Source organism: Winogradskyella sp. (genome assembly GCF_016744625.1).
Classification (GTDB): Bacteria; Bacteroidota; Bacteroidia; order Flavobacteriales; family Flavobacteriaceae; genus Winogradskyella.
In genome coordinates, this window is the sequence record NZ_JADGDZ010000024.1 from 1 (window position 1) to 22940 (window position 22940).

Consider the following 22940-nt stretch of genomic DNA (forward strand, 5'->3'; position numbering starts at 1 on the left):
ACAGGAGGTTATATGGTATATACAGCTTATACGTTTAAAAATGTATTTCAATATAGAGAGCAAGATGTATATTGGTGTACAGCAGATATAGGTTGGATTACAGGACATAGTTATATTGTTTATGGACCATTATGTAATGGAGCTACAACAGTAATGTTTGAAGGTGTACCAAGTTATCCAGATTTTGGACGTTTTTGGGAGATTGTAGAGAAGCATAAAGTTAATCAATTTTATACAGCACCCACTGCGATTAGAGCTTTAGCTAAAGAAGGTGTGGCGCATTTAGAAAAATATGATTTATCATCTCTAAAAGTATTAGGAACTGTTGGTGAACCAATAAATGAAGAAGCTTGGCATTGGTACGATGATAACGTAGGTAAGAAAAAAGCACCAATTGTAGACACTTGGTGGCAAACCGAAACAGGAGGTATCATGATTACTCCAATTGCATTCGCAACACCAACAAAACCAACATATGCGACCTTACCTTTTATTGGCATTCAGCCAGCATTAATGGACGAACATGGTGAAGAAATAAAAGGGAATCAAGTCGATGGAAGACTGTGTGTTAAATTCCCTTGGCCAAGTATGGCTAGAACAATTTGGGGAAATCATCAACGATATAAGGATACTTATTTTTCAGCTTATGATAATAAATATTTCACTGGTGATGGAGCGTTAAGAGACGAAGTTGGTTATTATAGAATAACAGGTAGAGTAGATGATGTTATTATTGTTTCTGGTCATAACTTAGGAACTGCGCCAATAGAAGATGCTATTAATGAGCATCCAGCAGTTGCAGAAAGCGCCATAGTAGGTTTTCCTCATGATATAAAAGGAAATGCTTTATATGGTTACGTGACTCTTAAAGAGACAGGTGAAAGTCGAAATCATGATAATTTACGTAAAGAAATTAACCAAGTCATTACAGAACAAATTGGACCTATAGCAAAGTTGAATAAAATTCAATTTACGGAAGGTTTACCAAAAACTAGAAGTGGGAAAATTATGAGACGAATCTTAAGGAAGATTGCATGTAATGAAACGGATCAATTAGGTGATACAAGTACATTATTAAATCCAGAAGTAGTTAAGGATATTATGGATAATGTGTTATAATTAATTAAGATTTGCTGTCTTTTTTTGCTTTTGAAAGCTCAACTATTGCTTTTAAACGAGCCTTGCGTTCAGCATCTTTAGATTTTATCTTGTTCTTTTTTTGAGCAATTAGTTTACTATGCTTGGCTTTATTTGCGGTGTTTTTCTCACGTCCTTTTTTTGCCATTTTGTATTAAATAAGTATCAAGCTGTAAAACTAAACATAATTTTATAAAAATATAATGGTATTGCTATACCATCTAGTATACAATGCCATTTACTTTTTTATCTTCGTCGCAAATTAAAAAGTATGCTAAAAGCTGTTTTATTTGATATGGATGGTGTAATCGTTGATACTGAGCCGTTACATCGTAAGGCATATCATCAAATGTTTGAAGATGTTAAAATAGATGTCGATGAAGATTTATATGCTTCATTTACAGGGCAATCTACAATCAATATTTGTATGCGTTTAGTTGATCATTTTAATATAAGTGAAACTCCAGAATATTTAATGAGTCTAAAACGCAAGCATTACAAGTATTTCTTTGTTAATGATGAGCTAGATTTAATAGATGGTGTATTAGATAGAATCAAAGATTTTTATGCTAACGATGTAGTCTTAGTTGTTGCGTCTTCTGCATCTATGTTAGGCATTAATCAAATTTTCGATCGTTTTAATCTCAATCAATATTTCATCGCAAAATTTAGTGGAGCAGATTTGAAGCAGTCAAAACCACATCCAGAAATTTTTATTAAAGCAGCTGAATCAACTGGTTTTAAACGATCTGAATGTATTGTAATAGAAGATTCTACCAATGGTATTAAGGCCGCAAATTCCGCAGATATATTTTGTGTAGGTTTTAAAAGTCTGCACTCATCACATCAGGATTACGCTTTAGCAAATAAGGTTGTGACTAGTTTTGAAGCCCTTAGTTATTCTAAAATCGCAAATATCGTTTAAGGTTTACTTCCCGTATTTTTCCTGAAGCTGGTTTACGACATCTGCAATTTTTTCATCTTTAAGTTTAGATGTAATAAACACCGGCTTGGCTTGTCTTACGTAGCATTCTTTTATGGCGCAACGTTCACAAGTTACACCAACTTGAACCGTAGTTATGGATCGACTTTTTGCAAATGCTACTTTACGATTAAATTGATTATTGATTAAAATACCAATACTAACGCTTCTGTATCTGTCTGATACAAATGGGTCAGCTGTAGCAGAAGATAATACTAAATAACTTTTGTCTTCATTTGGGTAATTTGAAATCTGTACATCAAATTCATGTAAGTTATTAGTACGACTTATTCGATCTATAACTTTTAGAGATACCCATCGCCTGCAATAATGTTCATCTGTTTCATTGGCATGTGGCGATTGCTGCTTAGATAAGTGTAGCTCTTTATTTAATTCGAAATTATTGTTGCCTTTTTGATGAGAGAACCTTAAAAAGAATAAGCTATTTAGGTTGAAATCCTTAGGTAAAATATTGGTTAGTCTATGGTAAATAGATTCCGGTGAAGCATTATAATTACTAATTACACGTTCAAAATCTTTTGTTTTAAAGGATTTCTTAGAAAATAATGTTTTTAAATCAGAAACTAATCGTGCTCTAGGAATAATTAAAGCACCAGCGAAATATGACGCGTAGAAGTTATTAAGAACTTGGTCAAAATTTTCAAATTTAATCCAAGAGAAAGTGTAAAGTCGTTCACTGATTTCTAAGTAGTTATAAGCAATCTCTTTAGCATATATAAATGTTTTCTGAGCATCATCAATATGTTTAGCGAGTAAAAGTGTTTTTGTTTTAGGGATAAAAACAGAACGTAAATTATCTAATTCTGTATGTGATGCTAGTTCTGATGTATTAATAGTATATCCATACTCTTCAATTAAAATATCTTCAAGTTCTTTAGATTTTAATGACTGCTTTAAATCTACATGATAGGTTTTTGCAAATGCTAAAACGGATAGTTCTAAATCATCGAAATAATTATTGTTAGCTTCTTGAAAAGATCGTACAGAAGCTAAGTAAAAACTTTCTTTACTAAAGTTGTAATTCTTCGCGATTTCAATAATAGTGCTAATAAATGCAGTGACTTTTGATGGTGCATTAGAAATAATGTCAATCATAGTACTTTCCTGAATCCCAAATAACTCTAAAGGAATTTCTTTTAGCAACTTAGATTGCAAAATTTCGCCAATAGGAGCTAAGTTTTTATCAAGTTTTAATGAGACCATTTCATCATATGGAACATCTAAATGTTCAGATAATGAAGCGATTTTATCTGGCTTTGGGTATTTTTTTCCCTTTTCTATTTCATTAAGATATGATTTTGAGAGACCTGATAATTTTGATAACCCAAACAACGAAAGCTCTCTGTCTGTACGGATTTGCTTCAATTTTAGTCCAAATATTAGTTTAATATAATCTTGTTCCATATTAACAAATATAGTACATTTTGCGAACTTACGTAAAAAACGAAAAAAAAATATTTAGCGAACGTTCGCTTGTTTTTTTTAAAAATAGTTTGTAACATTGTTTCATCAAAATAATTAAGCATGGAAGTAATTGCAAAAACACAAAAGAAAATGAAATTTTCACCAGAGGTGACAAATTTCTACCCAGAACTTTTAACGGAAGAAGCATTAGTCTTTCTTACAGTATTACAAGAAAAATTTAATGCATCTCGTTTATCTTTGTTAGAACGCAGAGAAAAACAACAACTAGTTTTTGATAAAGGTGGATTTCCTTCTTTTCCTAAAGAAACTGAATCAATAAGAGTATCAGAATGGGTAGCAGCACCAATTCCTGAAGATTTATTAGACCGTCGTGTCGAGATTACTGGTCCAGTAGATCGTAAAATGGTGATTAATGCTTTAAACTCTGGTGCCAAAACATTTATGGCAGATTTTGAAGATAGTAACGCACCAAGTTGGAAAAACACTTTAGAAGGTCAACAAAATTTAATTGATGCTAACTTAAAAACCATTGAATTAGTAGATGAAACTAGAGGTAAGCATTATAAACTTAATGAAAATATAGCTGTACTAATAGTTAGACCCAGAGGTTTGCATTTAAACGAACGTCATCTAATTGTTAATGGAGAGGAAATGTCTGGTAGCTTGTTTGATTTTGGGCTTTATGTTTTTCATAATAGTATAGCATTAATTGAAAGAGGTACTGCACCATATTTTTATTTGCCAAAATTAGAGTATTATTTAGAAGCACGCTGGTGGAACGAAGTTTTTGAGTTCGCTCAAAACTATTTAGAAATTCCTAATGGAACATTCAAAGCAACTTTACTTGTAGAAACCATTACGGCGAGTTTTCAGTTAGATGAATATATCTACGAACTCAAAGACCATATTGTTGGTTTAAACTGCGGACGTTGGGATTATATTTTTTCATACATCAAAAAATTTAGAAACCATAAAGGTTTTGTAGTTCCAAATCGTGATCAGGTAACAATGACTACACCTTTTATGGCTGCCTATTCTAACTTAGTGATTCAACGTTGTCACAAACGTGGTATCCATGCAATGGGCGGAATGGCAGCACAAATTCCGATTAAAAATAATCCTGAAGCCAATAATGTTGCACTCGAAAAAGTGAGAGTTGATAAGGAACGCGAGGCCAGAAATGGACACGATGGAACTTGGGTTGCACATCCTGCATTGGTAGAAGTTGCAATGAAGGAATTTGACAAATATATGCCAACACCAAATCAGATTTTCAACAAACGAGAAGATGTTAAAGTTACAGAATACGATCTGGTAGAAATGCCACAAGGCACTATTACTGAAGCCGGAATTAGAAAAAATATCAACGTTGGTATATTATATCTAGAAGCTTGGTTAAGAGGATATGGTGCTGTAGCGCTTTACAATTTAATGGAAGATGCTGCAACTGCTGAAATATCTAGAACTCAAGTCTGGCAATGGTTAAAAAACAAAGCGTTTTTAGAAGATGGAAGCGTTTTTAATAAGGATGTATTTGACACGTTGTTTGATGATGAAGTCGAAAAAATCATAATCGAAGTAGGAGAGGGGAAAATTAAAAACACCAAATTCTCTGAAGCAATAGGCCTTTTTAAGCGTTTAGTAACACAAACTGAATTTGAAGAATTCTTAACGCTGTCAGCATATAAGTATATATAAAAAAAATGTCTCGCAACTACTGGAATAGCTTACGAGACCTAATTATCAAAATTTCGTATAACCTCAATAATCAAAAGCAAAATTATGAAAAATTTATCACAAAGTAACTATCGTTCAGCATTACAAACAGTGAGAGATCTTAAAGCAAAGTATGGACAAACTTGGAATGCCATAAATCCTGAAAGCGCAGCCAGAATGGTCGCTCAAAACCAATTTAGAACAGGATTAGATATCGCAAAATATACAGCGGCTATTATGAGAGAAGATATGGCAGCGTATGATGCAGATTCATCTAATTACACTCAATCTTTAGGTTGCTGGCATGGTTTTGTGGCTCAGCAAAAAATGATTGCTGTAAAAAAACACCACAAAACAACTAGTAAACGCTATTTATATCTTTCTGGTTGGATGGTAGCGGCATTACGCTCAGAATTTGGACCATTACCAGATCAGTCTATGCACGAAAAAACAGCTGTTTCTGGACTTATTGAAGAAATTTATGATTTCTTACGACAAGCTGATGCTATAGAGTTGAATGATTTGTTTAGAAGATTAGAGAATGGTGAAAATGTACAGAATCAAATTGATAATTTCGAAACGCATATCGTTCCGATTATTGCTGATATCGATGCTGGATTTGGGAATGAAGAAGCAACATTTTTATTGGCAAAAAAAATGATTCAGGCTGGAGCATGTGCTATTCAAATTGAAAATCAAGTGTCTGATGCTAAACAGTGCGGACATCAAGATGGAAAAGTAACAGTACCACATGAAGATTTTATTGCGAAATTGAATGCGATTAGATATGCATTCTTAGAGTTGGGTGTTGAAGATGGAATTATTGTAGCAAGAACAGATTCTGAAGGTGCAGGTCTTACTCAAAAACTACCAGTAAGCCAGGAACCAGGTGATTTAGCGTCTCAGTATTTAGCTTTTGTAGATGCTAGAGAAATTGCAATTGAAGATGCTAAAGAAGGTGACGTTTTATTAAAGAGAGAGGGCAAATTAGTGCGTCCAATTAGATTGGCAAATGGTTTATATAAATTCAAAGAAGGTTCAAATATAGATCGTGTTGTTTTAGATTGTATTACCAGCTTACAAAATGGAGCAGATTTGTTATGGATTGAAACACCAACACCAAATGTGAAACAAATAGCTCATATGGTAAACAGAATTAAAGACGTAGTACCTAATGCAAAATTGGTGTACAATAACTCACCATCTTTTAACTGGACATTGAACTTCCGTAATCAAGTATATGACGAAATGCTTGCAGAAGGGGAAAATATGACGGCTTATGATAGAAATAATTTAATGGAAGCACAATATGATAATTCTGAATTATGTCATCGTGCAGATCAAAAAATTAAAACATTTCAAATAGATGGAGCAAGAGATGCTGGTATTTTTCATCACTTGATTACGTTACCAACGTATCATACAACGGCATTGCATATGAATGATTTAACCGAAGGTTATTTTGGAGAAGAAGGCATGTTGGCTTATGTAAAAGGTGTACAGAGACAGGAAATAAGAAAAAGTGTTTCTTGTGTTAAGCATCAAAGAATGGCAGGTTCTGATCTTGGTGATGATCACAAAACATTTTTTGCGGGTGATAAAGCATTAAAAGCTGGTGGTGAAAATAATACCTCAAATCAATTTGAAGTTAAATCAAAAGCGCCTAAAGTTGATAATGAATTAAGTGTTGCTTAAAATTATTATTACCCTTTTATATTTTATTATTTAGATCGAGGCACACTCAATTTTGAGTGTGTCTTTTTTTTACAGCAAACCAATTCTTTTATGTGAACGCAGCAAATCTTTTAGATTTAAGTTATTGTTCTTGTTGAGGAAAGAGAGAATTTTTAAAAATAAAACAGCAGTAATATAAGCATCACCAGAAGCTGTATGCCTATCGTGTAAAGGAATACTAAATCGGTTTGAAAGTTCATCTAATCCAAAATGCTCTTTACTGGTATCTAGCTTTGTCTTTTGAAAAAGGTGCCCAGTATCTAATACTTTGTTTTTAAGTTTTGGTAGCTGCATTCGTTTTAATACATTGTTAACCATTGCTACGTCAAATGCAGCATGATGTGCTACTAAAATTGCATTTTCAATATAGCTTAAGAATTCAATAATAGCTTCTTCTTCATCAATTTTTGATAGTTTACCTTCTTTTAATAAACCATGAATTTTAACCGTTTCAACATTAAAATGTTCTTGACTTAAATAGCTTTCTAATTGATCGGCAACTTTAATTCTAGAATTTTCAACACCAATACAGCCTATAGATAGAATACGATCCTTTTTAGGATTAAGACCTGTAGTTTCTGTATCAAAGATGATAAAGCGAATACCTTCTATATCTACTTGCTGTTTCTCTTTAAAATGAGCGACATAGTTTTGCCAGAAATCAGGATAGTTTTTACGTTTAAACCAAGACATACTATAGGAATTGTGAAAGTTTAAAACGTGTTTGAATCAGTTCTTGTATTAATTTCACAGCTTTAAAACTACGTCTTAGTTTTAAACGATTTATTTTGCTTAATGATTGTACATCGATAAATCTGCCAGAGTCAACATTTTTTAATCCTTGTTCTGTTCTAAACCAAAGAAGATCTTTATAAGCTTCTATACAAAATAAGTAAGTGTCTTTATTTTGAGGTTCTAACTCAACTAATTTTTTAAAACGCTCAATAGTATTGTTTATGTGTTTTATTTTATGGGATAAAATAAGCAATCGAGCAGCATCAACTAGAGGCATCATTGAGCGTGCTTTAATATCAAATTGATTTTTGTGTTCACCACTTTCTTCTACCAAAAATTGTCTAAAAAAGCTAAGAGGAGGTGGATTTTGTAATGCATTTCTTCCTAAGTAAGTTAAAAATATATCGTGATTATCAATACTTTCAAAAATACTTTGAGAAAGTGTCTCAATTAAATCTTTACTACCAAATACATGCTCAAAATCGAAGAAAATAGTGCAAAGCATTAAGTTGTCTTGATCTGGCGATGTAATCCATCTATTAAACTGTTGCGACCATTCAGATGATGACAAGCACCATTTTGGATTACTTCCCATCATGTCAGCAGGACATAATTCAAATCCTACAGTAGTCAAATCTTTATTTATCTGCTTTGCTAAGTTTATAAAGTACAATTTGTTGGCCTCATTTATATCCTCAGAGATATCATCAAAGACTAAAGCATTGTCTTGATCCGTCATTAATAATTGCTCTTGTCTACCTTGGCTACCAATGGCCAACCATGCAAAATTTACTGGAGGTTCTTCATTTTGCTGTGAAATAGCCATGTCTATTATTCTTTGAGTAATTACATCATTTATGGTTGATATTAATTTTGCCGCAAATTCTATAGGTAAATCTTGTTCTAAATAGCGCTTAAGTAAATTCTCTGCTCTAGCTCTTATATCTTTTAATTGTAATACTGAGCTACAACGTTTAATTTCTTTGACTAGGGAGGATGCATTATTCTCTCTTAAAACAATGATGTCGTGCTCAGATAATATACCAGTCAACTGAGAATTAATTGTACCGTCTTTGGTAATACACAAATGTGTTATTTGGTGTTTCAGCATCGCAATTTGTGCCTCAGATACTGTAGTGTTCTCTGGATAAGTTACTACAGGAGAAGACATAATTTTTGAGACAGATTCTGAAATTGAAATACTACCAGTTGCAATTTTTGTACGTAAGTCTTTATCAGTAATAATTCCTATTGGTTTTAACTCATTTACAACCACAATTGAACCTACGTGCTTTTCAGTCATAATTTGAGCCGCAGATTGTATTGAGGTGTCTATAGAACAGGTAATTGGATTTTTAGAATAATCTGCAGACTGAAGATTAGTAAATTCTGAAGAGGTTATATTAGATTCTATATTTCTAGAATTAGTAACAAAACTTGTCATTAAAAATTGACTGGCTTCTGAGTTATTTGTAATATAATCTTCTAATAAATGTGAAGAAATTGAATAAACTATACTTTCTTCTATAGCAATAGCATCTAAAATATAGTTGTCTTTTCTCAATAATGCTCTAAGACCAAAGATGTCGCCTTCATCACATTCATCTACAATAGTTCCTTCAGTTGTATATAATCCTATAGCACCATTTTTAACGACATAAAAATGATCTTCAACAGATTCTTCGATTTTAAATATAGATTGCCCTTTTTCAAAATACCCAACCTCTACAGCTTTTGATATAGCTATAAGTTGTTTACTATTCAGCATATCAAAAGGAGGGAAGTTCTTTAAAAAATCAAAAATGCGTTCTGCAATGGTATTCATTCTAGCAAGTTAGCTAAAAAATGAATGGATGGTTATGAGTTATATCATATTGTTGCTAAAATGATATAGTTATTAATTTAGCCCTTTAATATTAAAATTGTCGACAATATTTTCTTCATCACGACTCTTGTACTGAATAAGGGTAAATATTAATCTAAAAAATCTTTAATTAAAGGTAACCGTATTTAGCCTTTATCTTTTTTACGCTTCTTTTTCCTTTTCTTCTTTTTTTTCTTTTCTTTTAAGACCTCTTTTTCTTTGAAATTACCTTTAATTAGTTCTTGTATTTTGGACATATCACTTTCTGAAATCAATTCTTTTAGTTCGATAAAGTGCGTCTCTTCTAATTTTTTTATGGCTGCTTCACGATCTATTCTGTGCTCAAACTTTGTTTTAATAATTTCAAACCTTGCATCATTATAACTATTAAGATATTGTTTAATTATTTGTTTCTGAAAGTCATCAGCTTCAAGTGTTGTTAAGAAAGTAGCAATGTATTCATTTTTTCGCTCTTCCATCTCACGCTTTTGTTTAGCGATATCTCTCTCAGAAGGTTCGCTATTGGCTTGAGGAATATTATTTGTGTTTCTACGTCTTTGTCCAAATACATTTAGAACTAGAAATAATGAGAAAAGAACTAATATTGTTTTTTTCATTTGTCTTAAATTTTAGATGATGTTTAATATAGTTTGTGGTGGTCTTCCAACCACTGCTTTATTTCCGTTGATGACAATTGGTCGTTCTATTAATTTAGGGTTTGCTACCATTGCTTCAATAATTTTTTTATCTGACAGTGTTTTACCTTTATAATCAGATTTCCAAATAGCTTCGTTTTTACGAACCAAATCAATCGGTTTGATATCTAATTTAGAGATGATAGCTTCTAATTCTTTGATAGTTATGTTTCCATCAAGATATTTGATGATTTCAAATTCTTTTCCAGATTCCTCTAGTAAAGCTAAGCCTTGTCTAGATTTTGAACATCTTGGGTTATAATATATAGTAGTCATTTTTAAATTGTAATTGAATATGTTTTTAATTGATTTAGTAACGCATTTGATGATTCAAAATGTATGCCATTAATGCCTAATGCATTTGCGGACTCAATATTTCTAAGATTATCATCTATAAAAATAGATTTTTCTGCAATAATATTGAACCTATCTAAGGTTAATTTATAAATCTCTGGAAATGGCTTTCTTGTTTTTTCATCACCTGATACGATAATACCTTCAAACCAATGTAAAAATTCAAAACGCTCTAATGCGACAGGAAAGGTTTCATGACTCCAATTAGTTAAGGCTACTACTTTGTAATTTGGATTCTCAATTAGACTTTTAAGTATTGCAACAGTACCATCAATGGCTTCTCCGAGCATTTCTTCCCAACGACCATAAAATATGCGAATTAACTCTTCATGCTCAGGAAATAGTGCAACACGCTCTTCTGTAGCTTTTTGTAATGGATAACCTGCATCTTGATTCTCGTTCCAATCATTAGTGCAAATGTTGTCAAAAAACCATTGCATTTTTTCTCGGTCTCCATTAAAAACGTCTAGATAAACATATTCTGGATTCCAGTCTATTAAAACACCTCCAAGGTCGAAAATTATTGTATCTATTTTTTTCATCTATAGTTTATTTGTATCAACTTCTTGTTGTCCCATCATCATTAAATAAGCCTTTAAAAAAGGTTCAATATCTCCATCCATAACCGCATCTACATTTCCTGTTTCGTGAGCAGAACGTACATCTTTAACCAATTTATAAGGATGCATAACGTAGTTTCTAATTTGGCTTCCCCATTCAATCTTCATTTTACCTGCTTCAATATCCTCGCGTTGTGCCATTTGCTTTTGTAATTCAATTTCATATAGTTGAGACTTCAACATTTGCATTGCTCGTGTTCTATTGTCTTGTTGAGAACGTGTCTCTGAACATTGAATTTGAATACCAGATGGTTTATGTCGTAATTGCACTTTAGTTTCAACCTTATTTACATTCTGCCCACCAGCTCCACTAGAACGTGCTGTTGTGATTTCAATATCAGCAGGATTAATGTCAATTTCAATAGAATCATCAACTAAAGGATACACATAAACCGAAGCAAAACTTGTGTGTCGTTTGGCATTACTATCAAAAGGTGAAATACGCACTAAACGATGAACACCATTTTCGCCTTTAAGCCAACCGAAGGCAAAATCTCCTTCAATTTCTATGGTTACGGTTTTAATGCCTGCAACATCGCCTTCTTGGTAGTTAAGCTCTTTAACTTTGTATCCACTTTTTTCGGCAAACATTAAATACATACGCATTAGCATGTTTGCCCAATCACAAGATTCTGTTCCACCAGCACCTGCAGTGATTTGTAGCACAGCACTTAAGCTGTCTCCTTCTTCAGAAAGCATATTTTTGAATTCGAGTTTTTCAATAGCATTCACAGCTTTTTCAAAACGTTTCTCCACATTTTCCATTGGCGCTTCGTCTTCTTTGTAGAATTCATATATAACTTCTAAGTCTTCAAAAAGTGATTTGGCAGAATTGTAATCTTTTACCCAGCTTTTTTTCTCTCGAATGGACTTCATAACCAATTCGGCTGCTTTAGAGTCATTCCAGAAATTAGGATCGAAAGTTTGTTCTTCTTCGTTGGCGATTTCTATGAGCTTAGCATCTAAGTCAAAGATATTGTCTAAGTGTGTCTAGACGGGAATTAAGATCTTTAATTTGATCTGATGTTATCATAAATAATAGTAATTTCTACAAATATAAGGTGCTCTAATTATGTACCATAATTTTGAATTAGTTTTTTATAAGTCTAGTTGGCTAATAAATATTAAAGAATTTATGACGTTAAATTTGTTATTGAAATAAAACACTAACTTTAAACCAACCAACGCTTTAATCAAAGTTTTTATGAAATATATCTTTATAGTTATCTTTTTGTTCCCTTTAACAATAAGCTCTCAAGAAAAGTACGAACGTAAGTTTTACGAATTATCAGAACGTATTGATTTTAAAATAATTAGTTATTCTAAAAGTAAAATGGTTGATGTTGGTACTACAGGTGGTGGAGGAACTGTTTATGAAAAGGCAAAAAAAGGTTATAAATCAATTTTTATTTGGTTTAAGATTAAGAACAAGACCGATGAAAAAATAGTTTTTGATTTAAGACAATTTCAAGTCGTTGACGAAGATTTAAACGTTTATGATGCATATTTATGCGCAGGTAATGGATTAAACATGAATGATTGCGAAAATTATGAATTTAAAATTAAGCCTAACAAAGGTCGACAAGCTAGGATTTATTTTCAACCACAAATCCCAAAAGAAACAAAGCTAAAATACTTACGTGTTAAAGGTAATGATCTTATTGAATTTTAATTTACTATTGAATAATATCTTACTAGTTTTTTAGAAATTCCGTAGTTTTATGATTCAATATTTTGAACATGAAAAAATCAGCTATCCTTTTTTGTCTTGTATGTTTTAGTTTTCAATTTCAGGCACAGATTCTAAATAAGAAAGACCTTAAAACCTATGAAGGTTATTTTGACTTTTATTACGAAGATAGCACTGATAAAATTTACCTTAAGGTTGAAAAGCTTAATGAAGAATTTCTTTATGTTAATTCTTTGGCTTCTGGTATAGGAAGTAATGATATAGGCTTAGATAGAGGGCAACTAGGCAATGAACGCTTAGTGTATTTTAAAAAAACGGGAAATAAATTACTACTCATTCAGCCAAATCTAAAATACAGAGCAAATACAGATAATGCATTAGAAAAGAGAAGTATTGAGCAAGCTTTTGCACAGTCCGTTTTATTTGGATTTAAGATTTTATCTAAAAAAGAAGGAAATTACATCGTGGATTTCACACCATTTTTAATGGAAGATACACATGGTGTTGTAAATCGTTTAAAAGGAAGTAAGGAAGGAAATTATAAAATCGACGCTTCTAAAAGTGCATTGGCATTAGAACGAACAAAAGCATTTCCAGAAAACGTAGAATTTGAGTCATTATTGACTTTTAAAGGTCAACCAACTGGACGAAATTTGAGGAGTGTAACTCCTACAGCATCTTTAGTAACTGTTGTTCAGCATCATTCGTTTATTAAATTACCAGATAATAATTATAAGCCTAGAGTGTTTGATACTAGAAGTGGAGCAATTTCTATGTCTTATTTGGATTATGCGACTCCAATTCAAGAAAATATCAAGAAGCGTTTTATCATTCGCCATCGTTTAGAAAAGGAAAATCCAAATGCTCAAGTTAGTGAAGCTAAAGAACCTATTATTTATTATTTAGATCCTGGTACTCCAGAACCTGTGCGCTCTGCTTTGTTAGAAGGCGCGCGTTGGTGGAATGAAGCTTATGAAGCGATTGGGTTTAAGGATGCATTTCAGGTAAAACTATTGCCTGAAGATGCAGATCCAATGGACTGTAGATATAATGTAATTCAATGGGTTCATAGAAGCACAAGGGGTTGGAGTTATGGAGCTAGTGTCGTTGATCCAAGAACTGGTGAAATTATAAAAGGCCACGTAAGTTTAGGGAGTTTACGTATTCGTCAAGATTTTATGATTGCACAGGCACTTATGAACAAACCTTTTGCAGAGCGCGATGATAATTATCAACCGATGTTAGATATGGCTTTGGCAAGAATAAGACAATTAAGTGCTCACGAAGTTGGACATACGATAGGATTTACTCATAATTTTGCGGCAAGTACTAATAATAGAGCTTCGGTTATGGATTATCCACATCCTCAGATTTCTTTAAGAAATGGAACTATAGATTTTAGTAAAGCTTATGCTACAGGAATTGGAGTATGGGATAAAGTGACAGTTGTATATAGTTATTCTGAATTTGATAAAGACACGAACGAGATACAGGCTTTAAATGCCATATTAAAAAAAGCACAAGATGATGATTTACGTTTTATTACAGATTCTGATGCTAGAGCTTCTGGCGGAGCACATGTTTTAGCACATTTGTGGGACAATGGAAAAACAGCAGCAGAAGAATTGAATGCTGTATTAGAATTACGAGAACAAGCTATTTCTAACTTTTCAAAAGATAACATAAAGACTTATGAGCCATATTCGGTTTTAGAAGATGTCTTTTTGCCTTTATATTTTTATCATCGCTTTCAGGTTGAAGCAGCAACCAAAATTATTGGTGGCTTAGATTACAATTATGCGGTTAAAGGTGATGGACAATTAACGACTAAACCTGTTGATGTTAATTCGCAAAAACAAACTTTAGATGTAATACTAAAAACACTAAAGGCCAAAACCTTGGCTATTCCAAAAGATAAACTTGCTTTGTTTCCTCCAAGAGCATTTGGATATAATCGCACACGCGAATCTTTTAAAGGAAAAACTGGAGTTGCTTTCGATCCGTTTAGTGCTGTGAATACTGCAAGTGATATGACTTTAAAATATTTATTACATCCTCAACGCGTTAATCGTTTGGTGTTGCAGAAGAGTTTAGATAAGAACCAGTTGGGTTTAGAAGAAGTTATGGATGAACTTTTAAAGAATTCATTTGGTATAAAACAAAATGATTCTTATTTGTCAGAAATACAGCAACAAATTAATGTGAATGTATTGAAATATTTAATGAATTTAGCGGTTAATGATGCGAGTTATTTTCAAGTTAAAGCTATAGTTAATCAAAAGATTTCTTCACTTGTTGGAGATTATTTATTTGATAAAAAAGAAGGAGTTCCTTATGCATCACAATATGGAATGATGATAAGAGAGTTTACACAAAGACCAGAAAAATTCAAATTAGAAAATTCACCAAAAATACCAGATGGTTCACCAATAGGAAGTGACATCTGCAATTACAATTCAAATTAGAATATGATAATAGACCTAAGAAGCGATACAGTTACAAAACCAACTAAAGGCATGTTAGATGCCATGTTAACAGCAGAAGTTGGTGATGATGTATATAAAGAAGATCCGTCAGTTAATGCCTTAGAAAAACGTTTGGCAGATATGTTTGGTATGGATGAAGCTTTGTTTTTTCCAACAGGAAGTATGGCGAATCAAGCAGCTTTGAAATTGCATACAAATCCTGGAGAGCAAGTAATTTGTGATCAATATGCGCATATATATAATTATGAAGGAGGAGGAGCATCTTTTAATAGTGGAATTTCATGTAAATTAATAAATGGTCATAGAGGTATGTTTACTGCAGAACAAGCAGAAGCATCTATAAATCCTCCAGATTTTTACCACAGTCCACTAACGAGTTTAATAGAAGTTGAAAATACAACTAACAAAGGTGGAGGTGCATGTTGGGATTTTGAAGAACTTAAAAAAATTAAGGAAGTTGCTGATAAGCATAATTTGGGTTATCATTTAGATGGAGCGCGACTTTGGAATGCACTTATTACTACAGGAGAAAGTCCTAAACAATATGGCAAATTGTTTGATACCATTTCTGTGTGTTTGAGTAAAGGGTTAGGCTGTCCAATGGGTTCTGTACTAATTGGAAAGAGTGACTTAATGAAAGGAGCTTTGAGAGTTCGTAAAATATTAGGTGGAGGAATGCGACAAGTTGGTTTTGCAGCTGGAGCAGGTTTATATGCTTTAAATCATCATTTTGAGCGTCTTTCTGAAGACCATACAAAAGCTAAGGAAATAGGTGAGGTCTTAGCTAAACTAGGATCAATTAAAAAAATAGAACCTATAGAAACAAATATTGTCATTTTTGAATTAAATAATGATGTGGATGAAACTCAATTTCTAAATAGTTTAAAAGAGAAACAGATTTACATTATTGGTATGGGAAGTAATAAGCTTAGAATGGTAACTCATTTGGATTACACCAATGCTATGCATGATAAACTTTTGACAACATTAAAAGCATTATGATTTTAATAGTCAATCTATGTCATATAAACGAATATATTTAAGAGAGAGTTCTATTACCTCTATTTTCGCTCAATCTTTAATAAAATAGTATGAAGCTTAGCATATTGATTCCTATGTATAATGCCAAAAATTATATTGGTAATTGTATAGAAAGTTTAATCAATCAAGATATTTCAGAAGACGATTATGAGATTATTATTATCGATGATGGCTCTATGGATAATTCTGTTGATATAGTGAATGGTTATGCGAAACGACATAAGAATATAAGTCTTCATAAAGAGCCTAATGCTGGAGCTTACACTACAAGAAATAAACTTTTAAAGTTAGCAAATGGCGATTATATCTATAATCTTGATGCAGATGATTATATCGTTAAAAATTGTTTAGGTGCATTGTTAGGTATAGCTGAAAGTAAACAACTTGATATTATAGGTTTTAATACTGTTGAAACTTCAAGTTTAGATAAGTTAGACATATCAAAACCTATTGAGCCGAAAGAAGTTGAACATAGTACAGGTAAAGAATTTATTGAAACTCATGTACATTTTAGACACGAAATCTGGTGGTATTTTATAAAGAGAGATTTTATGCTAGAGCATCATATGTCTTTTAATAAAAATGAATACAATGCTGATGTAATGTTTACTTTAGAAGTCTTACTCAAAGCTAATAAAGTTGGTTATCTTCCCGTTTCCCTTCATCGTTATGTACAGACTACAGATTCTTTAATGCGTAGTAAAAATTTTGATATTATATGTAAGAGAATTGAATATATACAAATGATGATTGGCAATTCAAGCCAATTGATTAATGAGCTAAAAAAGGAATCAAATTTTGATGTCTTATTAAAAAACATGAGTTATAGAAGAGATGTATTTACATTCTTTAATATTTTAAATATGTTTAGAAATCCATTTAGCGTTAAGTATGTTAAGGCTAAGGTGAAGATTTTTAAAGGTATTGGTGCTTACCCAATGAAGAACTTTAACAACTATAAATATACTAGTCTACGTTATCGTATATTGCTATCTATTGTAAACAATGAAAAACTAATATATACTTTGATTTCAATTAAGAATTTGTTTTCAAAATCAATAAAATAAGCGAATCTAAATTGTTCTATGAGGTTAAGTATAATTATTCCTGTTTATAATGCTGCAAAATTTATTTCTATTTGCTTAGACAGTCTTTTAGCTCAGGATATTGATTCTACTGATTATGAAATTTTAGTTATCAATGATGGTTCTACAGATAATAGTTTAGCAATTGCTAATACATATAGTAATAAGCACAAGCATATTAAAGTACATACTAAAGAGAATGGAGGAGTAGGTAGTGCTAGAAACAAAGGCTTATCTCTTTCTAAAGGGACTTATGTTTATTTTATAGACCCTGATGATTATTTAGCTCAAGACGTTCTAAAAACTATATTAGAGCAGGCTGAGAATAGAAACTTAGATATATTGACTTTTATATCTCAATCGACCACAGATTCGAATTTATATCATTCTACGCCAGATATAACAGGGCAAGAATTATCAACCATATTAACCGGTGAAGATTATATTGCAAAGCATAATTATAATAATGAGGTTTGGTGGTATGTCATCAAAAGAGAATTTATAGAAGAAATTAAGATTAAATTCATTGAAGATAGATGGATGGAAGATGCTATTTTAACTGCAAAGCTTTTTTTAAAAGCTAAAAAAATGGCATTTTTTCCTATTAATGCACACAGACATTTAATTGTTGAAGGTTCTGCAATGACAAATAAAGAACCTTCACATTATCTAAGAGTTATTGATGATAATAGAAATGCTGCAATAGTATTTGAATCATTAATAAAAGGTTTAGAGCAAAGTAATGTTAATTCTGAGTGTATAAAACGATTGAGAACAAGACAACAATCTTTTGTCTTTTTTTTAATGGTAAGAATGTTAAAATCTACGATAAGTTTAAATCAAGCAAAAAAGGCTATAGATGATATCTCTAACACTAATGCCTACCCAATGAACACATTTCCGGGAAGCGATTATAAGGGAATAACTTACTCCATATTAACTAAGTTATTTAATTCTAAACAAATATTTTATTTGTTATTTAGGCTATTTAATCCTTTTTTAAAATAAGCTTCAAGATCTTAAGAAGATATCCGTAGCCCTCTTAATCTTAAGTATTTTATTACTTTTTTTATATCAATTTTAGTTAATAATGTATTGTAAAATAAAAAGGAATTGAAGCCTTGTGACTACTTTAGTTATTGGTGTTAAATCATTTCGATTTTTTGTTTTTCAGTCTAGTTAATTAATAGTACAGAATGAACTACTCTATAATCTAATAAAAAACCTAATGTATTTGTGCTGATTAAGAAGCGTTATTATTAGTTAGGATTTGTTTAAATAAAAAAGAGGTAACAAATTAATTGTTACCTCTTTTTATAGTTTATGTTATAACTTATGTGATATTAACGATATCTACAAGAGTTATAGTTTCTACAAGACCAGTGTCTGTAACAATGGTTATCTGGCTGTACGTATTCACATAACTCACCACCTTGTGAACTATGTCCGCTAACAACTTCTAGCACACCTTTAGTATATCCAGGTCCAATGTTTAACCAACAGTTCGTCTTAATTTTAGTATAGTAACAGTTACCTACATATATGTAAACATACTTACCAAAAGTACCATTTGCATTAGAACCAGTTAATGAAAAGTCTTCACCAGCACCAACAACTTGATCAAAGATTTTAGTTGCATAACATGTGTTTTCATAACGTTGGTAAACTCTTACTCTGTAATCATTATGCCAATCCCAGTTTAATATTAAATCTGTTACTTTACCTTCACAGTCGCTGCATTCGTCAGCAACAGGTTCTAACACAAAGTTGAAATCCATTAACCATAATGGGTCACAAGTTACAGGATCGATTAACCAACCCCAAGAACTCATACCAAGTGCTCCGGTATTAGAATCGTAGTTTGCACCACCTGGACCTATGTGAGAACCATAGTTAGGTGTATTAGAATCGTTTGGATCAGGTCTTTGAGTTACACCAAAAGTACCTTCTTGTACACAATCTCCACCAGCAGCAGAAATCACACTCTTTGTATGATCAATTACATAAAAGTTCATGTCTTCAGAGTTAGATGCATTTCCAGCAGTTCCTTCTTTTTTGTGTTCTCCTCCAATTGCAGACCACTCATCCCATGTTTTTTTGTTTTTAAACCATACATTAACAGCTACTGTACAAGTACCAGAAATAGTAGTTCCAGTAAGGTTCGCAGTACCGTTTGCATATTCTGTAAATACTAGGTTTTCACCATCAGCAGCACCAAAATAAGTTGTTGCGTCAAAATAATCATCACCTTCAGCAGTTTCTGACCACCAGAAATTTGCATTTGGCTGTTGGCTTCCAAAAGGATCTCTGTCTGCATCGATAACATTATAAACTTGTGTTACCGCAGCACCACTAGTATAAGTGTTGGCCATTCCAATAGCCATAGAATCATTCATGTCTTCGCTACCTGCTGTAAAAACAAGTTCTGCGTCTTCTTCACCATCAGATACAATAATTTCATCTTCAAGTAAAATCTCTCTTTGTTGTAATGTTTGTGAATCTTCTTCTGAAGTTTCGTTCTCACACGATGCAAAAATCACTAGCATCGCAAATAAGCATAATTTTGTTAATTGTTTCATAATTTAAATTAGGTTAATAGCATTAATATTGGTACAAATATATATTTTAACAATCCTTTTCGAATTTTTTTTAGACAAAATGCCAAACTATTAGTTTTAAGAGAAATACATTGCGTTTCATCGTTTTTATTAGCATTTCTCTGATGTTTTTTCCTACATGTTTTTCTCACGTGTTAAGCAATAATAAAAAAACTTACTCCTTTAATATATATATAAATGCAAAAAAAATGCACTCTAACTAGTTGTTAAAGTGCATTAATATATTTTTCTGTTCAAAAAACAGAGAAGACAAATTGCTTCATCTATTTAAACATATCCATACCAGGAATATTTGGCATTCCTTCTTTTGCGACTGCTGCAATTTCCGCTTCATTAATATTGCTAGCTTTTACTATAGCTTTGTTCAGTGTTAAGATGAGGTAGTCCTCTAGCATATCCTTATCTTTCAATAGTTCATCATCTATAGTAATAGATTTAATAGTTCTATTAGCAGTAATGGTCACTCTAATTTTGCTATCAGTACTGTTTTCATCTATTAAAACGCTGTGTAGACGTTCTTTTGTCTCTTCTACTTTTTTTTGAGCTTCTTTTAATTTGCCCATCATACCCATCATATCTCCAAACATATTCTAGTCTTTTAAATTATTACCATGCAAAATTACTAAATTGCTCCACTTTTTAGATTAAATTTTTCTTAAAACAAATGACAAAACATTCAGAGTTAAAACCACCAGTTGCAAATAAGGTTCCTCATACATTAGAAAAACATGGTGATATTCGCATTGATAATTATTTTTGGATGAAAGATAGAGAGCATCCTGATGTTATTGATTATCTCAAAGCCGAAAATGAGTATTGCGATGTTAAAATGGCACATACAAAAGATTTTCAGAAGGATTTGTTTGAAGAAATGAAAGCTAGAATTAAAGAAGATGATTCTTCTGTGCCTTATAAATATAATGGCTATTGGTATATCAGTAAATTCGAAAAAGGAAAGGACTATCCAATTTACACTCGAAAAAAAGATACACTAGAGAATCCTGAGGAATTACTATTCGATTGTAATAAAATGGCAGAAAGTAAAAGCTATTTTAAACTTGCAGGAATTAGTATTAGTCCAGATAATAAGCTCGTGTCTTATGGAATTGATACTACAGGAAGACGTAATTACACCATTCATGTAAAGAATTTAATAACTCATGAGGTTGCTTCAGATAGAATAGAAAGTACAACAGGCTCTTCAAGTTGGGCAAATGATAATAAAACGTTGTTTTATACTAAAAAAGATGAGGTAACACTTAGAGCTTTTCAAATTTATAAACATTGTCTTGGAGACAACAAGGATTCATTAGTTTTTGAAGAAAGTGATGAGACCTTTGGTGTAGCTGTATATAAGTCTAAATCCCGAAAATATATCATTATTGCATGTTATAGTACATTGACTAATGAGTATCACATCTTAAACGCAGATAAACCTGAGGAAAAATTTGAAGTGTTTCAAGAACGCATTAGAGGTTTAGAATACAGTATATCTCATTATAAAAATCATTTTTATATTCTTACAAATAAAGATAAGTCCATCAATTTTAAATTGATGATGACACGAGAGACCAATACAAAAGTTAAAAATTGGTCAGAGGTGCTTCCACATAGAAAAGATATACTACTAGAAAATATTGATATTTTTAAGGATTATCTAGTGATTAGTGAACGCAGCAATGGTCTCAATGAAATAAGGGTTAAACGATGGGATGGAAGTGCCGATTATTATTTACCTTTTGATAATGAAACTTATACTTGTTATACAGGGACTAATGTAGATTTTGATACCGAAATATTGAGATATGGATACAACGCTTTAACTACACCTTCTTCTGTCATAGACTTTAATATGCGAACAAAGACTAAGACCATTTTAAAAGAGCAAGAGGTTTTAGGTGGGAAATTCAATAAAGATAATTATACTTCTGAACGTATATGGGCAACAGCAGAAGATGGTACAAAAATACCAATGTCTGTTGTTTATAAAAAAGATATCAAAAAGGATGGCACAAATCCTTTACTACAATATGCTTATGGAAGTTATGGGTCTACAGTAGATCCTTACTTTTCAACCATCAGATTAAGTCTATTAGATCGTGGTTTTATTTATGTTATAACGCATGTTCGAGGAGGTGAATATCTTGGGCGTCAATGGTACGAAGATGGTAGACTATTGAATAAGAAGAATACATTTACTGATTTTATAGCTTGTTCTGACCATTTAATTAACGAACAGTATACATCTTCAAAACATTTGTATGCCATGGGAGGAAGCGCAGGTGGTCTATTAATGGGTGTCATAATTAATGAAGTTCCCAATTTATACAATGGTGTTATTGCTGCGGTCCCTTTTGTTGATGTTATTACTACAATGTTAGATGATTCTATACCGCTAACTACAGGTGAGTATGACGAATGGGGAAATCCTAATGATAAATTGTATTATGATTATATGAAGTCGTATTCTCCTTATGATAATGTTGAAATTAAAGATTATCCTAACATGCTTCTGACAGCTGGGCTTAATGACTCTCAAGTTCAATATTGGGAACCTGCAAAATGGATAGCAAAACTGCGTGATATGAAGACAAATGATAAGCAACTATATTTAAAAACTAATATGGATGCTGGGCATGGAGGAGCTTCAGGACGTTTTGAAAGCTTAAAAGAAGATGCAGAAGAGTTTGTATTTTTATTTGATCTTGAAGGTATCTTCAATTAATTCAAAAAAAAA

General features: G+C 32.0%; 20 protein-coding genes. 10 read left to right on the plus strand and 10 right to left on the minus strand.

All coding sequences use genetic code 11. The annotated features are described in order from the left end of the window. Positions 1–1119: AMP-binding protein (locus tag QZZ53_RS07230; RefSeq protein WP_296383061.1), on the plus strand; the 1119-nt coding region annotated here is incomplete at its 5' end. Positions 1120–1123: 4 nt separating this feature from the next. Here the strand turns inward: QZZ53_RS07230 and QZZ53_RS07235 are convergent. Continuing rightward, positions 1124–1285: a hypothetical protein gene (locus tag QZZ53_RS07235; RefSeq protein WP_296383063.1), complete on the minus strand. Its 162-nt coding sequence runs from the start codon at positions 1283–1285 to the stop codon at positions 1124–1126. Positions 1286–1408: 123 nt separating this feature from the next. Here QZZ53_RS07235 and QZZ53_RS07240 point away from each other — a divergent pair, with 123 nt between their 5' ends. Next, a complete protein-coding gene (locus QZZ53_RS07240; RefSeq protein ID WP_296383065.1) occupies positions 1409–2062 on the plus strand; it encodes an HAD family phosphatase in 654 nt (217 codons plus the stop codon). Between the two features lie 3 nt (positions 2063–2065). On the opposite strand, the gene QZZ53_RS07245 is transcribed toward QZZ53_RS07240, so the two are convergent. Beyond that, the gene (locus tag QZZ53_RS07245; RefSeq protein WP_296383067.1) at positions 2066–3544 is read right to left on the minus strand and encodes an XRE family transcriptional regulator; all 1479 of its coding nucleotides are present in this window, start codon (positions 3542–3544) and stop codon (positions 2066–2068) included. Between the two features lie 120 nt (positions 3545–3664). Between QZZ53_RS07245 and aceB the strand changes: the two genes are divergently transcribed. Both aceB and QZZ53_RS07255 read left to right on the plus strand, forming a co-directional pair. Then, positions 3665–5263, plus strand: a complete 1599-nt coding sequence (gene aceB, locus QZZ53_RS07250; protein ID WP_296383069.1) for a malate synthase A — start codon at positions 3665–3667, stop codon at positions 5261–5263. Positions 5264–5347: 84 nt separating this feature from the next. Further along, positions 5348–6976 (plus strand): isocitrate lyase, encoded by a 1629-nt coding sequence (locus tag QZZ53_RS07255; protein WP_296383070.1) that lies wholly within the window; start codon positions 5348–5350, stop codon positions 6974–6976. Between the two features lie 69 nt (positions 6977–7045). Here QZZ53_RS07255 and QZZ53_RS07260 read toward each other — a convergent pair whose 3' ends face one another. From QZZ53_RS07260 to prfB, 6 genes are all read right to left on the minus strand, one after another. Further along, complete coding sequence (locus QZZ53_RS07260) at positions 7046–7708, minus strand: 3'-5' exonuclease (RefSeq protein ID WP_296383072.1); 663 nt, start codon at positions 7706–7708, stop codon at positions 7046–7048. Between the two features lies 1 nt (position 7709). Beyond that, a complete protein-coding gene (locus tag QZZ53_RS07265) occupies positions 7710–9575 on the minus strand; it encodes a DUF294 nucleotidyltransferase-like domain-containing protein (RefSeq protein WP_296383073.1) in 1866 nt (621 codons plus the stop codon). A gap of 185 nt (positions 9576–9760) precedes the next feature. Then, positions 9761–10231 carry a hypothetical protein gene (locus QZZ53_RS07270; RefSeq protein ID WP_296383075.1) on the minus strand — a complete coding sequence of 157 codons (471 nt, stop codon included), beginning with the start codon at positions 10229–10231 and terminating at the stop codon, positions 9761–9763. A 12-nt stretch (positions 10232–10243) separates the two neighbouring features. Beyond that, on the minus strand, positions 10244–10585 hold the full coding sequence (gene arsC / locus QZZ53_RS07275; protein WP_296383077.1) for an arsenate reductase (glutaredoxin): 342 nt from the start codon (positions 10583–10585) through the stop codon (positions 10244–10246). Positions 10586–10587: 2 nt separating this feature from the next. Further along, the gene (locus QZZ53_RS07280) at positions 10588–11205 is read right to left on the minus strand and encodes an HAD family phosphatase (RefSeq protein WP_296383079.1); all 618 of its coding nucleotides are present in this window, start codon (positions 11203–11205) and stop codon (positions 10588–10590) included. After that, a protein-coding gene (prfB, locus tag QZZ53_RS07285) for a peptide chain release factor 2 (RefSeq protein WP_296383081.1) occupies positions 11206–12316 on the minus strand; the annotation gives its coding sequence in 2 pieces (ribosomal slippage) (positions 11206–12252 and positions 12254–12316; 1110 coding nt in all). A 171-nt stretch (positions 12317–12487) separates the two neighbouring features. Between prfB and QZZ53_RS07290 the strand changes: the two genes are divergently transcribed. The 5 genes from QZZ53_RS07290 (at position 12488) to QZZ53_RS07310 (ending at position 18593) form a co-directional block, all read left to right on the plus strand. Further along, positions 12488–12955: a DUF4352 domain-containing protein gene (locus QZZ53_RS07290; RefSeq protein WP_296383084.1), complete on the plus strand. Its 468-nt coding sequence runs from the start codon at positions 12488–12490 to the stop codon at positions 12953–12955. Positions 12956–13023: 68 nt separating this feature from the next. Next, positions 13024–15438, plus strand: coding sequence for a zinc-dependent metalloprotease (locus QZZ53_RS07295; RefSeq protein WP_296383087.1), 2415 nt, complete (start codon positions 13024–13026; stop codon positions 15436–15438). A 3-nt stretch (positions 15439–15441) separates the two neighbouring features. Then, a complete protein-coding gene (locus tag QZZ53_RS07300; RefSeq protein ID WP_296383089.1) occupies positions 15442–16461 on the plus strand; it encodes a GntG family PLP-dependent aldolase in 1020 nt (339 codons plus the stop codon). An 89-nt stretch (positions 16462–16550) separates the two neighbouring features. Then, the gene (locus QZZ53_RS07305) at positions 16551–17567 is read left to right on the plus strand and encodes a glycosyltransferase (protein ID WP_296383092.1); all 1017 of its coding nucleotides are present in this window, start codon (positions 16551–16553) and stop codon (positions 17565–17567) included. A gap of 18 nt (positions 17568–17585) precedes the next feature. Further along, positions 17586–18593, plus strand: coding sequence for a glycosyltransferase (locus tag QZZ53_RS07310; protein ID WP_296383094.1), 1008 nt, complete (start codon positions 17586–17588; stop codon positions 18591–18593). A gap of 335 nt (positions 18594–18928) precedes the next feature. Here QZZ53_RS07310 and QZZ53_RS07315 read toward each other — a convergent pair whose 3' ends face one another. Together QZZ53_RS07315 and QZZ53_RS07320 are read right to left on the minus strand one after the other, a co-directional pair. Continuing rightward, positions 18929–20164, minus strand: a complete 1236-nt coding sequence (locus QZZ53_RS07315; RefSeq protein WP_296383096.1) for a hypothetical protein — start codon at positions 20162–20164, stop codon at positions 18929–18931. A gap of 302 nt (positions 20165–20466) precedes the next feature. Next, positions 20467–20790: a YbaB/EbfC family nucleoid-associated protein gene (locus tag QZZ53_RS07320; protein ID WP_296383099.1), complete on the minus strand. Its 324-nt coding sequence runs from the start codon at positions 20788–20790 to the stop codon at positions 20467–20469. Positions 20791–20867: 77 nt separating this feature from the next. On the opposite strand from QZZ53_RS07320, the gene QZZ53_RS07325 reads away from it, so the two are divergent. Continuing rightward, positions 20868–22928, plus strand: a complete 2061-nt coding sequence (locus QZZ53_RS07325) for a S9 family peptidase (RefSeq protein ID WP_296383101.1) — start codon at positions 20868–20870, stop codon at positions 22926–22928. The last annotated feature ends 12 nt before the right edge of the window (positions 22929–22940 follow it).